Below are 14,775 nucleotides of genomic sequence, written 5' to 3' on the forward strand. Positions count from 1 at the left end.
TATTGGAACACGAAAGAGCTTTTTTACAGCTTAAAAATATAAAAAAACATTTTACCGAAAAAGATATTTCCATTTCCTTTGAATTAAAAAAGGGAAAAGCTCTTGCCCTCCTCGGGCCCTCAGGCTGCGGCAAAACAACGGTTTTAAAAATAATCGCAGGTCTTATCGCCCCGGATTCGGGGGAGATTGTTTTAGACGGAAAGGATATAAGCCGAATCCCTCCGGGCAAACGCGGAATCGGAATGGTCTTTCAAGACTATGCCCTCTTCCCTCATCTCAATGTTGAAGAAAATATCTTCTATGGGCTGGTTTCTAAAGGCATGTCCAAAAAGGAAGCCCGCAAAACAATCGCCCCTCTTGTCGAGCTTTTTCATTTAGAAGCCTTACAAAAGCGCAAAACCGATCTTCTTTCGGGCGGAGAAAAGCAGAGGGTTTCTCTTGCACGCAGCCTTGCAGTGAGCCCCTCCCTCATCCTCTTTGATGAACCCCTCTCGGCCCTCGATGCAGATCTCCGCCTGCACTTACGAAAAGAACTTAGGGCCAAGCAGGAGAGTTTGGGATACACGGCCGTCTATGTTACCCACGACAAGGACGAGGCCGCTGCCCTTGCCGATGAGGTTCTTTACATGGGATAGAAAGTAATAAAAATGCCCCAAATCTATCGAATTGGAGCACCAAACATTTTGATTATAAACTTATACCTGTTATATTTGTCCGATAATTTTTAATATAAAATGTGCTATTAAAGCCGAGAAGATATAGGTTCCCAGCATAACTGCAACAGCCAAAACAAAAATTCTCCATCCCGTATTTTTAAGAGAACTTAAGTTTTTACCGGTATAAATACCGGCATAGGCTAAAATCGGGGTACAAAGAGCTAGAAAGTTTACCTTTGCAGTATATTCATATACTTCCTTTGAAAAAGGAACACCGGGAATAGTCATAATCGCAGCAATAGTAACAATATATGCTACGGCAGGTATTTTTCCGGGAATCACTTTTGATAACACTATACCTACAGCAGCTATACCCACAAGAATAAGCATTCCGGGTAGAGCGGTAAGAGGATTTATTTTAGGGCCTACGAAGTTACCTACCAAAGAAACAAAAGCCGTTATAAGCAAAACAATTAATGCATTCTTAAATTTCATATATAATAACCTCCTTAATTTGAATGATCGTCACTAACTTCAACCGGAACTGACGGAAGAGGAGCATCTTCCTTATATTTCATTTTATAGCATTTTTTAAATAGCCATTCCGAGAAAGGAAGTGCAAGGAATATCGACATATAAACTCCGTCTAATCCCGAAAGCAAGTTGCTTGCTGCACCAAAAGCCTTGATATTTTCTGCCATATCAGGGAATAATTCTATAAGAGAGCCGACTGATGCCGTCATCATAGAAGCAGAACCTACTCCTGAAGCCATGGCAAGAGCATAAGGGTGTAAGAATGTTGCTGAGGCCAAAATACTTGCCATAAGACCAATGAATATGGTGCCGAACACCGTTCCTACAAGATAAACACCTAATACACCTTCACCTTCAGGAGAATTGAGACCATAACGCTCTGCAACAATAGCAACATTGGGCTCTCGCGAAATAGAATGTGCACCTCCTATAGATTCCCTCTTAAGTCCGAGTAGTACGGCAATAGGAACACCCAAGATAACTGTTCCTAGGTTTCCGAATTCCTGCAAAATAAGAGCCGGACTTGCTTTTATAATTGTCAAGATACTTGGACCTATTGTTGTTCCATACTTAGCCATCAAAAGCATAAGAGTAACACTTATAAGACTTCCTGCATCTTTAATCTCTTTATCACCGGATATTTTAACCTTTTTTAATGTCGTTAAAATTCCGAGAATTAAAGCATAAAGCATTGGTAAAAGAACTATAGTTCCTATCCCAACCTTAAATGCAAACTTTCCGATGAATTCCGAAATAACAACCAACACAAGAACTGTTAGGTGCAATCGTATATTCTTCATTTTAAACCTCCTAAGTCTAAATATTTTAAAACGGTAGCCAGCACCGCTGAAGTACCCTTATAGAATAAACTTTCATCAATGTCAAATTTATCCGAGTGATGAGGATAAATTTTTCCTCCATCATGTATAATCGGATTTGACAAAACGAAAAAAGTACCGGGAACTTTTTGAAGGAAAAAAGCAACATCTTCTCCGCCCATTGTCGGAATTGAAATTTCATGAATACAATCTTCCCCCAAAATTTCTTTTGTATTTTCAGCAAAGAATTCCGTAAAATCCTTATCATTCATTAAGACGGGATATTTAAAGTCATAAACGGTTTCTGCTTCTGCCCTATATGACTTTGCTATGCCTGAAGCAATTTCATCAATTCGCTTTGCCATAAACTTTCTCACATCTTCATCTGTAGCACGTACAGTTCCTTCCATAAAAACCTCATCCGGAATTATGTTTTGAGTAGTACCGCTATGTATTTGACAAACCGAAATTAAAGCATTCGACGTAGGGGCAAGTTCCCTGCTTATAATCTTTTGCAGAGCAGAAACTATTTCGCAGGCTATCGGGATAGGATCTACAGACATATGGGGATATGCACCATGAGCCCCCTTGCCTCTTACCGTAATTTGAAAACGGTCCATTGAAGCAAAAAAAGCACCCGGACATATACCTATTTTTCCCTTTTCGACGCCCGGATAAATATAACCGGCATGAAGCCCTATGAGAGCATCAACCTTTGGGTTTTCCAAGCATCCTTCTTCTATCATCGGGAGAGCACCTCCGGGATACTCCTCACCGGGCTGAAACAAAATTTTAACGCAGCCTTTAAATTCGGATGACAGATCCTTTAACACCATACATGCACCGAGGGCCATAGCTGTATGGCCGTCATGCCCGCAAGCATGCATACACCCTTCATGCTTTGATGCAAAACTCAATCCCGTATTTTCTTTTATGGGCAGAGCATCCATATCTGCTCTTATTGCAATACATTTGCCCTTTTCTTTTCCTTCAATAGTTGCAACAATAGCATTGCCGTCAACAAGTTTATGATATGGTATTTGCAGCTCATCAAGCTGCTTGCAGACATAACTTACAGTCTTAGGCAAGGATAATTGCAACTCAGGAATCTGATGTAAATCTCGTCTGATTTGAATAATCTTAGCTTCTTTTTGTTTAACCAAGCTAACTATATTATATTTATCCAACTTAGACCTCCTAGCATTTTATAATTATCGCACTAGTTTTTTATTCTGTCAACAATAAAATCAAGATTTCTTGATTTTTTAAAAATTTTAGATTATACTCATAATATTGATACTTGATGTAATATGCTTTTATTTTTAGAATTTTTTTTGGTAAGTCTTTTTTGTTCTCTTTTTTTATTTATAAAAACAAATTCTTTTAATGCTATTCCATATTTTATTATTTTTTTCTCCATAGGGCTTTGGGATAACATGATACAGAGCAAGCAAATTAAATTCATTGTTCTATTAATTTTTATTTTTTCGATAGTAGTCTTCGATAAAAACCTTGTATTTTTTTCTCCCATAATTATGACTATAAATTTTGAAGATTATCCGAATTGCAAAAACTCACAAAAACAATTTTTTAAATATCTTCTTATCCCCTGTCTTTTTTTTAATTTTGATTTAATCTTTTTTATTTTTTCACTTATAATCTTTTTTTTATTCCGAAGTTCAAAGACAATATCTTTCCAAAACCATGGAAGTAATAAACCTCAAAGATAAATTAGCAGAAAGCAAAATAAACGCAAAAAAACGGGAAAGAATTTTACAAAATGATGTTTTAAAAAATGCTGAAGTTTTAATTTTAGCCGAAAGAAATAGAATTTCCGGGAGCCTGCACAATTCTATAGGACATACACTTAGTGCAGGTATTTTACAGGTAAATGCTTTAAAGTATATATCAAACCAGCAAGAAGTTAAAGAAAACTTAAATATTTTACAAAATGCTTTAGAAAACGGAATGACCGAAATAAGAGAGTGTCTGCATAATATGCACAATGATTCTTTTAATTTACAAACAGGTTTGGAAGGGCTTGCTGAAAATACAAAAAAGCCTAAGATACTATTAACATATAAGGCGGAGTCCATACCTTACGAATTAAAATACGATATTTTTTCAATAGTAAAAGAAAGCCTTTCAAACACAATAAAGCACAGCGGTGCAACCGAATTCAGAATCAGTTTATTGGAGCATCTTGCATTTTACACCCTTGTACTTCAGGATAACGGATGCGGTTTTTCAGGTAAACCCGTTAATGACGGAATAGGTTTAAAAGTTATAAAAGATTTTGTAGAAAAACATATGGGTACAGTTAATTTTTATTCTGAAGACGGATTTAAAACCCACATTACTTTTCCGAAAATAAAAAAGGATAAACAAAATGAAGATAATAATAGTTGATGATGATTTTCTTGTAGTTTCTTCTCTAAAAACAATATTAAAAGCTAACGGTTTCGATATTATTGCGACAGGCTCAAGCGGAAGCGAGGCGGTATTTTTATTTAACGAGCACAGACCGGACATTCTTTTAATGGATATAAGAATGGAAAATATGACAGGCATAGAAGCAAGTGAAAAAATTTTAGCTGAACATAAGGATGCAAAAATATTACTGCTTACAACCTTTAATGATGAAGAATATATTACAAAGGCTATTAACTTCGGATGCAAGGGTTATATATTAAAACAAAACATCGACTCTCTTATCCCTGCATTAAATGCAGTCGGTGCAGGGAGCATCGTCTTCGACTCGGAAATAATATCGAAAATCCCGCAAACAAAACCGGCACGAGCACAATTTAAGGAAGATTTAAATGATAGGGAAACGGATATTTTGGAATTGGTTGCAGACGGACTTAATAATAAAGAAATATCAAATCGCCTTAATTTAAGTGAAGGAACAGTCCGTAATTATGTTTCTTCAATATTGGAAAAATTAAATTTGCGGGATAGAACTCAGTTAGTAGTTTATTATTATACCAAATAGGAGAATGTTAATTGAAAAGAGGAATAAGCGGTAGTCAAAAATTTTTAGCTTGGTATGCAAGAGTTGTGCAAGCACAAAAAAAGGGGCTCTATGACTTTAATCAAAAAATATACATCACAATAGTCAGTTTCTCAAATAATGATCTTTTAACAAACGCAGCCGCAGGTGCTTATAACTTTTTAATGTCGGCCATACCTCTTTTTATCTTAACATTAACAATCTTACTAAGAGTTTTAAGGCAAACTCCTGAACAGGTAAAAGCAGCAATCCGAGCCCTTTCGATTTTTGAAAACACGGTGGATATAGACCGTTTTTTCTCCTTGCTTTTGAACATCAATACATTTTCGGCCTTCGATTTTATTGTTACAATTTTTGTTCTTTGGATGGCAAGGCGTTTTTTGACAACAATACAGCACAGCATAAGGAAAATATACCGTAAAAAAGCAAAAAAGACAGCCATAAAAACAAGTCTAACGGTTATTTTAGGAGAGGTGATTGTAGTTATTTTTTTAGTTATGCTGTTTATACTTTTAAGTACGGGCTCCGCAGTTTTTAGAATAAACATAGTTCAATCGGTTTTTTCTAACAACATTGTTTTTTTATTAAAAAATTTATTTATTTTTATTCCGCTTTTACTTATGCAGTTCTTTATCTGCTTAATTTATTATTTTATGCCTCCGGTAAAACCTTCATTTAAAAATGCTTGGATTTCAGCCCTGGGCTGTACCCTATCATATTTTTTTATAAAAATATTTTTTATTTTTTTTAGATCCACTGCAAAATTTACAATTGTTTACGGAATATTTACAAATGTGATCTTGGTTTTAATCCAAGTCTGGTTTTTCTTTTTTTTCTTTGTCTTCTTTGCCCAATTTATGTATGTTAATCAATTTTTTAACAGCTTTGTTATTTCGCAACTTTACAGATTACCTAAAGAAGATGCTCCCGGATTTTTTAATCAACTTTTACGGCATATTTTTATAGAACCGCCAAAAGAGTATAGAAAAAAAGCGATCGAAATAAAAGCCGGAGAAGTAATATTTAATTACGAAGATGAATCCAGCGAAATCTATTATATAATAGAAGGCTCGGTAAGAGTTACAACATCAAATAAAATTTTAGATTTGGGAAAAGGAGATTTATTCGGAGAGTTTGCTTGTCTTTTAAACGGAAAAAGAACAGGTACAGCATAGCGGTAACTGACTGCCTTCTAGCTGTTGTTCCGGAAAAACTTTTTTTGGAAGCTGTTTCAATCGATGGGAATGTATCACGCCAAGCCTTAAAAATTTTAGCAGAATCCCTTATCGACCCAAATTAAAATTTTATAAAAAAAACGCTTTAGAAAAATTCTAAAGCGTTTTTTCACTTATTTCTTTTTATTAAGCATTGTGAGAGTATAGTTTCCTAAAGAACCGCCCACAACAAGACAAATTAAGAATATCCATCCTGAAAGCGAAAAGTTTGCAATTGGGGTATACAAGGCACCGACATTACATCCGTTTGATAACCTTGTTCCGAAGCCCATTGCAAAACCTCCGATTGCAAAAATCAAAACATCTTTAGCCTTAATTTTTAACTCGGACTTAAAGCTCTCAGTAAAGCTTCCTGCAAGAAGAAGGCAGATCAATGTTCCTACAATGATTCCTATATTTTGTACAAAAGAAGGATTCTCAAAAAAAGGCATTGTATAAGGGCCTGGTTTACCTCCTGTAAAGGCAACAATGGAATCAACACTCATTCCAAAAAACTTTAACAATCTTCCAAACCAAAAACCGAAAGGTCCTGAAGCACCCCAACCGGCCTTTGTAACTCCCATTAAAAGTGTAAACAAAACAGACAGCAAAACAGCACCCATAGTTAAAGACCAGGGCTCGACAAAGATTTTTTTATAAGTTGTTTCACTAAACAATTTATAATTATGAGTATCAAGTTCCTTTACAGCATCCTGATCCTGTTCTGAACCTACACCTGAATATTGATTATTCTTTTTTCTTTTGCTTTCATACATGTATGAAATGACAACAACAATACCGGCAAGCAAGGCTGTTAAAATAATTGCACCTAAATAACCGCTCTTTCCTTCAGAAGCAAACAAGTCCGGTAAAAAAACGCCGCGGCCTGTTCCGCTTTTAAACCAAGATTCCTTAATCCAAGACTGTCTGGCTTGAAGGGGGAAGCCCACAAAAACACCTATTCCAAAAAATAGAAGAGTAATAAGTGCTCGCGGTAAACCTGTAACCAAGTCAGTAAGAGTTCCTGTAGCACAGCAAGAAGAATAACTCATACCAAAACCGAAGAGAATACCGCCGACAATTAGCCCCAAGTTAATAGGGTTAATCCAAAGGTTATAAACCTTAACATCGCCAAACATAAGAAAGGCTGAAGTGAGAATTGCAGAAAGTACAAACATCAGCATCAAAGCCCTCATAAGTTTTGTCGAGCCGGTTCGATATGCTCTGTTGATACTTCCTGCAAAGCCGAAAAAAGAACGGGTCAAAACATAACCGAAGGCCATTCCTATAACCCATCTAAAAAATAACATATCCGTCTTCAATAGAGCGGATCCCAAAACAATGCTCAAAATAAGCACTGCAAAACCGATAATGTTTTCGATTTTTTTCATACGTAACTCCTTATAAACTATTCTTTACTTTTTTCATTTCGGCGAGTACCGAATCTATAAAATAAAAAGCCCAGAAGCGTCCAAGCTATCAAAAAAAACATTGACTCCTTTGTCAGCTGTGCAGGAGACCCGGGAATTAAAAGAAGGCCTATAAATACCAAACCGATAAGCCCCGAAAAAGCACACATTATTTTTTCAAATAAGTTTTTGCCTTTTCTAATTCCTATCGTACCGACATAGGTATAGGCCAAGGCAGCCAATACAGAGGCCATATCCACAATCAAAATAATTACTTCTCTTCCTATCCACGGACCTATTAAACTTATCCCGGCAATAAACAAAATTGCATTCGGATATAAATTCTTATCGTTCTTTTTACCCAAAAATGCCGGAGACAATTTTTCATTGGATAAGGCACCAAGCAATTTGCTGCTGCTTATCATAAAACCGTTTATACCGCCGGTAACAGCCGAAAAAATTGCGATAAGCAAAAAGAAAAAACCGATAGAGCCTGTCGTACTTGTAACCGATGAGGCAACGGCCCACTCAACCTTAGCCGCTTCCTCAGGACCATAGCTAAAAGCTCCTATCATATTTAAAAGGCTGTACAGCAAAATGCCGAATACTATGGAAATAATCGTAGGCAAATGCGTCTTAGATGGCGGAAAACCCAAATCACAGGACACTTGCGGAACCACATCAAAGCCCACAAACAAAAAAGGAATTATAGCTATTATCGATGCGGTTTTTGCCAAGGATATTTTATCCAATCCCAAGTAATTATCCGAAAAGACCTTTAAATCGCTTTTACCCATAATTATAAAAAACAATACTATAACAATCAGCACAAGGGCAGAGCTCATAATATTTTGTATCTTTGCACTTAATGAAAGCCCTCTTAAATTGATTATAGTAAAAATAATAATGGGAGCGGAGGCGATAAGAATATCGGCAAGATAAACACTTGTAGGGCCGAAATCATACATATAGCCCCATAAAATCACCTCCCCAAAAATCTTACGCAGTATAATCACATAGGCGGTTGCATTTAAAGGAATCATACTCAAATAACAAAGACTTAACGACCAGCCTACAATAAACCCATGAACCTTTCCCATATTTGCCAAGGTATAGGAAAACTCACCTCCTTCGCCCACATGATGATACAGCATAACCTGATAGGCCTTTTGTATAACAATAATAAAAAGGCCGCCTATCACAAGACCGAGGACGGTATTTATAACCCCCGAAGTAGGTAAAAAAAGAGTCCCCGGCAAAATAAAGGAGCCCCATCCGATAATAGAACCTATTACAAGATTTAAAACATCGAATTTTGATAACCCCTTTACATTTGCCGGTATTTTTTTTTCTTCCAAAAGCTTCTTCCTATTTAAAATTATATTTAGTCACTATCGGCTTTCTATTTTGACTAACATCATTAAAATATTCGTAAACACTGATGCCTAAGAATGAGCCCATAATGTTTACTATATTTTTATAACCCTTGCCCTTCAAAGCACAAAGAGCATTATAACTTCTTTGACTGGATCGGCAATGTACATATACGGGTTTATCTTTCGGAATCTCATTCATTCTTTCACGCAGTTGACTCAAAGGAATATTTACAGCATTTACAAGATGACCTGCATCAAATTCCTTGGGCTCTCGCACATCAACAATAAAGGCATTTGACTCGACAAGCTCTCTCACCATTGTAACCGGAACCTGATTATAAACACCGTTTAAAATATTTAAACCTACAAGAGCTGCATGGTTTACAATATCTTTTGCAGTACCGAACATAGGAGAATAACAAAGCTCCAACTCTTTTAGATCTTCCAAAGTTCCGCCCAGCATGATAAACGAAGCTATAACATCTATACGCTTATCTACATTTCCCTTACCGATGGCCTGTGCACCTAAAATTTTTTCCTGAAGGCTTAGCAAAGATCAGCTTAAAGAAGAGGGGATTTGCATCAGGCATGAGGCCAACCTTGTCTCCCGGAATAACATAAGAACAGTCATAGTTAATTCCCTGAGCCTGACACTCTCTTTCATTAAGACCTGTACATGCGGCATTATAATCAAAACATTGAATAACGGCAGAACCGATAACTCCGGTATTTCTATGGGGAATGCCGTACATATCGTCTGCAGCAGCCCTAGCCTGTCTTTGAGCAGGACCGGCAAGAGTAAGCCTTGTCTTTTTGTTTGTTATAAAATGATTTACTTCGATAGCATCACCTACAGCATAAATATCTTCTATATTGGTGCGGTAATTATGATCAACCAAAATAGCCCCGGAATCTCCTAGCTTTACACCTGCACTTTGAGCTAAGGCAATTTCGGGACGCACACCCAAAGACATAACTACAACACCGGCATCAAGTTTTTTGCCGCTCTCAAGAACAATGAAGTTATCTCCGATTTCTTTTATTCCGTCACCTAAAACCAAGTTTACACCCTTGTCGTGTATTTCTTTATGAAGAATTTGGGCCATATCATAATCGAAGGGAGCCATAACTTGAGGAAGTTTTTCTACAAGAGAAACATTTTTACCTGCAAGCTTAAAGTTTTCCGCAACTTCAATACCGATAAAACCTGCACCGATAACGGCTATGTCTTTTACATTGTGAGCGGTAACATAATCATCAAGTTTTTTAATATCCACAACATTTCTTACGGTAAAAACATGGGGCTTATCATGTCCAAGGATGGCCCGAGGAACAACAGGAGCAGCACCCGGTGAAAGCACCAACACATCATAAGACTCTTCAAATTCTTTTCCGGCATTTAAATCTTTTACCTTTACAGTCTTTTTTGACGGATCTACCGAAAGAACCTCGTGGGATGTTTTTGCAATAATATTATATTGCTTTTTAAACTGTTCCGGAGTCATCAAAACAAGATCTTCACTTTCCGGAACAATCCTGCTTAAGAAAAAAGGTAAGGCACAATTTGAAAAAGATACATTAGGGCCTTTTTCAAACATAATGACCTCAGCATTTTCATCCAAGCGTCTAACTCTTGCAGCAACGGAAGCACCCCCTGCAACGCCGCCTACAATTACAACTTTCTTTGCCATAAACTACTCCTTAAAATAAAATTTATCGTGCATTTATTTTTTCAAACATTTTTTTATAATATAAAGCAACAGAATCATTTGGGAATATATCCAGAACCTTATCAAAATATTTACCGGCGGCTTCCACCCCCTGAGCCGATAAGGTTTTTAAAGCAATTTCCATATAATACTGTGTGCTGTATTTTAAATCTCTAATCAAATCATCATCACAGTCATAAACTTCATACAAGAATGTTTCCTTACTGGATGAATTTTTAATTCTTTGTATAGGCCTTATATAATGCTCTGAACCATCACTCAGGGCCTCGTAAATTCTATCGGAAATAATAATACATGAAGAATACTTTTTTGTCGACTCCTGCAAGACTTCCGCAACATGGTAAGAATTGGAAATAATAATACTATCCATACGGGTAGAGTTACCTATGGTTCCTAAAAGAATATCTCCCATATCGATTCCTATACCTATCCTTAAAGGAGAAGAATTAGGAGCTGCAATAGTGTTATCGGTAATTACCTTTTGTATGGCTATTCCGCAAGAAAGAGCCGAATCCGCTCCATCAGGAAATAGAGCAAAAAAACCGTCGCCTAAATACTTAGTTATTACACCATTATATTTGCGGACAACAGGAGCCACCAAGGCAAAATACTCATTCAATAATTCAAAAACTTGATTTGGTGTCAGTTTTTCTGCAGTATGAGTAAAAGACCTTATATCTATAGATAGGATGGGCATTGTAAGCTCAACATTATCGCCCAGCTTAACATCAATTATAGATTTTTTATTCAATAGCTCTACAATTTGATCCGGAACAAAACGGATAAGAGACTTATTTATAAGCTTCATTTCTACACTTAAATCTTCTATCTTTTTTATTGAACCTGAATAATCATCCAATACCATTATCGACAATATAATAACAGAAAAAACCGTTCCTATCTGAATAAAAAATTCTCCCGGTATGATGCCTAAAGAAACCAATAAGTCATAAACACCGAACAAGAACAACACCGATGTTGAAATAAATATCCACACGGAAAATTCTTTTCTTTTTTTTCAAACCTATTATTGCGAGCATTATAACATAGCTTACACAAAATAAAGCAAAGACCTGATAATAAAATAATAAAAAAGCCGAAATCTCAGGCGGAAGAACTACAGTAGAAATTGCATATAAAATTGAAACTGCTAATATAATTATATAAGGAATTTTATATATTAATTTTAACGCCTTGCTTATAAATACAGTAAATAAAATTATAGGTAAAGGAACAGTAATATACCTCATAATAAAATTAAGACGCCATGGAAAATTAGGAAACAAAATCATAAAAATATGAGGATAAAAGAAAATACCTCTTACAGCCAGCACCATGGATGTTAAAGAAAACCAAATTACAAAAGAAGAATGCTTATGAAAAAAAGAAAGCATAAAGAAAAATAAGGCAACCGAAAAAGTTATGGCAAATATGATACCGTAAAAAATCAGGGTGCCTCTAAACATAGCCCCTATTTGCGATGCCTTTCCCAAAATAATCGGAGCCGAAATATATCCTTTACTATTAAAAAAATTGGAAACATTAATTACTATATTGGCCGTGCCGTCTTTTAAAGATCTAAAAGCTATTTGGGAAAACCGAGTCCCCGGGGTTTCAGTTTCCCTATTGACACCGGGCTGACCTTGACTTTCAAGATCAATTCCATTTATTATAATACCGCAGCTGTTAAAAACTTGAGGAATATGAACAGCGTAAAGACTTTCCGGATCAAGACCGGATAATTCCAAGCCGTAAGATCCGTAACCAAAAGCATTTCCTAACTCTTTACTCGAAAACTCTCCCGGAACTTTGGCATACATTTCTTCAGAGCTGTTTTTTAAGGAGTAAAACTGATTGGGAGTATAATAAAAATCACCGCTTAAAGAAAAAAGCGACAAATCCGATGAAGCCGTACTAGGAATAGAAACCTTACCCTTTGTTACTTGCAAATTTATAATTTTTTGTTTATAAGCAGGTGTAAGCAAATTAGTTAGATACAAAAGAATAAATAAAAAACAAAAAGGAATCGAACCTAAAAATAATCTTTTTCTTTTCGGCCGTCATAATTTTTTTACCTCGTATATTCTAACCGGCTCATCCTTTCCCCTAAACCTTACCAAGCCGTTATATTCAAATTTAACCTCATTTAAAGGCTGGTTAACCGCATTTTTTTTGACTGCTTCACTGATAAAAATATTGATCCTTTTTTTTAGAGCGTAAAAATGAAGTCTTGAAGCAACATTGACAACATCGGATATAACCGTACTGTCCATTCTTTCTTCTTCTCCGATAGTGCCCAGCATGAGTCTTCCATAATGAATGCCGACAGCAAGGTCTATTTTAGGCAGCTTACTTATTTCTCTGTCCATATTTTCAAATTGAATAATGGATTTAATTTCAAGCATACATTTGATTACATCATATGCAGAGCCATGAAAAAGAACCATTAAGCCTTCAGTTAAATACTTATCAATAAACCCGTTATGAGTCTGAATAACAGGATTAATCTTTGCCAGAGTCTCATTATAAATTTTAAGAAGCTCAAGCCTTTCTTTTTCGGTTTCCAATCCGGTATAAATACCTAAATGAATAAAGGCGATATACATATCTTTTAAAATATTATCTCCCAACTTAATATCGACATGCCTTTTTCTTAAAAAAATTCATAAACTCGTTAGGAACAAATTTAGCAAGGGCTTCGTTTGTAGCTTCTATCTGCTTTGTAATTCTTATAACTCTGTTGGAGCTGTCTCTAAAATTATGCAAAACAACAATAGCCATTGGAATAAGCAAAACTAAGACCCCGATATGTGACAAGAAAAATCCTTGTATAACCCTATTCGAAATTAAAATATCTCTTGCACTTAAAATTAAGAAGATTGAAAAACCTGTTAAAAACAGAATTGCAGAAGTATCTTTTTTTAAAGCTGCCCTAAGTACAACTAAGATATTATAAATAGCAAAAACTAAAACATATATTTGAGCCGGCTGAAGCAGCATTGCGGAAACTCTCATAGGAGCGAAAATATTTATGATAACATATAATACTCCAGGAGACAGCATAAGAACCCAATATCGGCTTTTGATTTTGCTGAAAAGGTTATGTATAAAAAAGGCTGCAAAGATAAGGCCCAAAGAAAGAGTGATATAACCTATTTTAAAAAGAACTTCACCGCTCATGCCGGGTATTATTGTTGCAAGTAAAAACTCATCATAGCAGCAAATTCTTAAACAAAAATTAGCCGCCAACAAACCGAAATAAAGAGAATGTTTTTCTTTAGGATAAAAAATATACAACGAAATAAAAAATGCAGCAGCCAATAAAAGGATACCGGCCAATATAGTTAAAGTTAAAACACTTGCATTTTTTGCGTTTAGTAATGTAGAGTAAAAACCGAATTCTACAGGCTTTAAAAATCCTGTCTTATTATCGCTAAAGTTAGAAACATGGAACACCAATGTTACCTCTTCCTTTCCCATAGTTGGAAGAGTAATAAACGGGGCATCCCAATCAAAAGTTTCAGATTGGCGGGATGTACCTACAACACCGCTTCTATAAATTTCCTTGCCTTCAAGATAAGCAATACATGCAGAAGACACGGTGGCCGTTTTTATAGCATATACTCCATTTTCAGAAAGATGCTTTATTTTTACGGCATAGGTTCCATATCCGTAAACGGGAAGATTATCTCCATACCTATTCCAAGACATATTTATATTTTCGTAACGGGTATAATTTTCAAAATCTTCAGCCGGATCTACAAATTTGTTCGGAATAAAAATCCAATCGCCTTCGAGCACCTGTATATCGCCTACACCGATATTTTCAGCATCAAATACACCCTTTACAACAGTGTCCAAAAGAGGCTCGGCCCGCTTTATACACGACGATAAAAAAAGGATGCATATAAAAATCAGAGTAAACTTTTTTCACACACTTACTCCACAAGTAAGTATCTCGCAAATAACAAAAATATCCATAATTATATAGGTATTCTTTAAATGATACAATAATTACGGATATT

The 14,775-nt window shown here is 35.8% G+C and carries 13 protein-coding genes and 2 pseudogenes; 5 read left to right on the forward strand and 10 right to left on the reverse strand.

The genetic code is table 11. The features are described from left to right. Positions 1 to 2: 2 nt before the first annotated feature. Positions 3 to 635 carry an ABC transporter ATP-binding protein gene (locus tag E4O00_RS12165; RefSeq protein ID WP_253679727.1) on the forward strand — a complete coding sequence of 211 codons (633 nt, stop codon included), beginning with the start codon at positions 3 to 5 and terminating at the stop codon, positions 633 to 635. A gap of 69 nt (positions 636 to 704) precedes the next feature. On the opposite strand, the gene E4O00_RS12170 is transcribed toward E4O00_RS12165, so the two are convergent. From E4O00_RS12170 to E4O00_RS12185, 4 genes are all read right to left on the reverse strand, one after another. Next, entirely contained in the window at positions 705 to 1,151 is a 447-nt protein-coding gene (locus E4O00_RS12170; RefSeq protein ID WP_253677621.1) for a DUF340 domain-containing protein, read from the reverse strand. A 14-nt stretch (positions 1,152 to 1,165) separates the two neighbouring features. Continuing rightward, positions 1,166 to 1,990 (reverse strand): DUF3100 domain-containing protein, encoded by an 825-nt coding sequence (locus tag E4O00_RS12175; protein WP_253677622.1) that lies wholly within the window; start codon positions 1,988 to 1,990, stop codon positions 1,166 to 1,168. Then, positions 1,987 to 3,195 (reverse strand): M20 metallopeptidase family protein, encoded by a 1,209-nt coding sequence (locus E4O00_RS12180; RefSeq protein ID WP_253677623.1) that lies wholly within the window; start codon positions 3,193 to 3,195, stop codon positions 1,987 to 1,989. Before E4O00_RS12180 ends, E4O00_RS12175 begins: the two co-directional genes overlap by 4 nt. A gap of 98 nt (positions 3,196 to 3,293) precedes the next feature. Further along, on the reverse strand, positions 3,294 to 3,539 hold the full coding sequence (locus E4O00_RS12185; RefSeq protein ID WP_253677624.1) for a hypothetical protein: 246 nt from the start codon (positions 3,537 to 3,539) through the stop codon (positions 3,294 to 3,296). A 173-nt stretch (positions 3,540 to 3,712) separates the two neighbouring features. Between E4O00_RS12185 and E4O00_RS12190 the strand changes: the two genes are divergently transcribed. Genes E4O00_RS12190 through E4O00_RS12205 form a run of 4 tightly spaced genes read left to right on the forward strand, consistent with a single transcriptional unit; the run spans position 3,713 to position 6,321 of the window. Beyond that, positions 3,713 to 4,417 carry a sensor histidine kinase gene (locus E4O00_RS12190; RefSeq protein ID WP_253677625.1) on the forward strand — a complete coding sequence of 235 codons (705 nt, stop codon included), beginning with the start codon at positions 3,713 to 3,715 and terminating at the stop codon, positions 4,415 to 4,417. Beyond that, on the forward strand, positions 4,398 to 5,003 hold the full coding sequence (locus tag E4O00_RS12195) for a response regulator transcription factor (protein WP_253677626.1): 606 nt from the start codon (positions 4,398 to 4,400) through the stop codon (positions 5,001 to 5,003). The genes E4O00_RS12190 and E4O00_RS12195 overlap by 20 nt, the downstream gene beginning before the upstream one ends. 11 nt (positions 5,004 to 5,014) lie before the next feature. Further along, positions 5,015 to 6,196 carry a YhjD/YihY/BrkB family envelope integrity protein gene (locus E4O00_RS12200; RefSeq protein ID WP_253677627.1) on the forward strand — a complete coding sequence of 394 codons (1,182 nt, stop codon included), beginning with the start codon at positions 5,015 to 5,017 and terminating at the stop codon, positions 6,194 to 6,196. Beyond that, on the forward strand, positions 6,160 to 6,321 hold the full coding sequence (locus E4O00_RS12205; protein WP_253677628.1) for a hypothetical protein: 162 nt from the start codon (positions 6,160 to 6,162) through the stop codon (positions 6,319 to 6,321). The genes E4O00_RS12200 and E4O00_RS12205 overlap by 37 nt, the downstream gene beginning before the upstream one ends. 48 nt (positions 6,322 to 6,369) lie before the next feature. On the opposite strand, the gene E4O00_RS12210 is transcribed toward E4O00_RS12205, so the two are convergent. The 6 genes and pseudogenes from E4O00_RS12210 to E4O00_RS12245 all read right to left on the reverse strand — a co-directional run bounded on the left by E4O00_RS12210 (position 6,370) and on the right by E4O00_RS12245 (position 14,611). Next, positions 6,370 to 7,626, reverse strand: a complete 1,257-nt coding sequence (locus tag E4O00_RS12210) for a YeeE/YedE family protein (RefSeq protein WP_253677629.1) — start codon at positions 7,624 to 7,626, stop codon at positions 6,370 to 6,372. Positions 7,627 to 7,643: 17 nt separating this feature from the next. Then, positions 7,644 to 9,002: an APC family permease gene (locus E4O00_RS12215; protein WP_253677630.1), complete on the reverse strand. Its 1,359-nt coding sequence runs from the start codon at positions 9,000 to 9,002 to the stop codon at positions 7,644 to 7,646. Between the two features lie 10 nt (positions 9,003 to 9,012). Beyond that, positions 9,013 to 10,711 (reverse strand): annotated as a pseudogene (locus E4O00_RS12225) (FAD-dependent oxidoreductase). Positions 10,712 to 10,733: 22 nt separating this feature from the next. Continuing rightward, a pseudogene (locus tag E4O00_RS14360) lies at positions 10,734 to 12,777 on the reverse strand (adenylate/guanylate cyclase domain-containing protein). A gap of 33 nt (positions 12,778 to 12,810) precedes the next feature. Beyond that, a complete protein-coding gene (locus E4O00_RS12240) occupies positions 12,811 to 13,380 on the reverse strand; it encodes an adenylate/guanylate cyclase domain-containing protein (RefSeq protein WP_253677635.1) in 570 nt (189 codons plus the stop codon). A gap of 1 nt (position 13,381) precedes the next feature. After that, entirely contained in the window at positions 13,382 to 14,611 is a 1,230-nt protein-coding gene (locus E4O00_RS12245) for a 7TM-DISM domain-containing protein (protein WP_253677636.1), read from the reverse strand. Between the last annotated feature and the right edge of the window lie 164 nt (positions 14,612 to 14,775).

This window comes from Treponema sp. OMZ 788 (assembly GCF_024181245.1).
Taxonomy (GTDB): Bacteria; Spirochaetota; Spirochaetia; order Treponematales; family Treponemataceae; genus Treponema_B.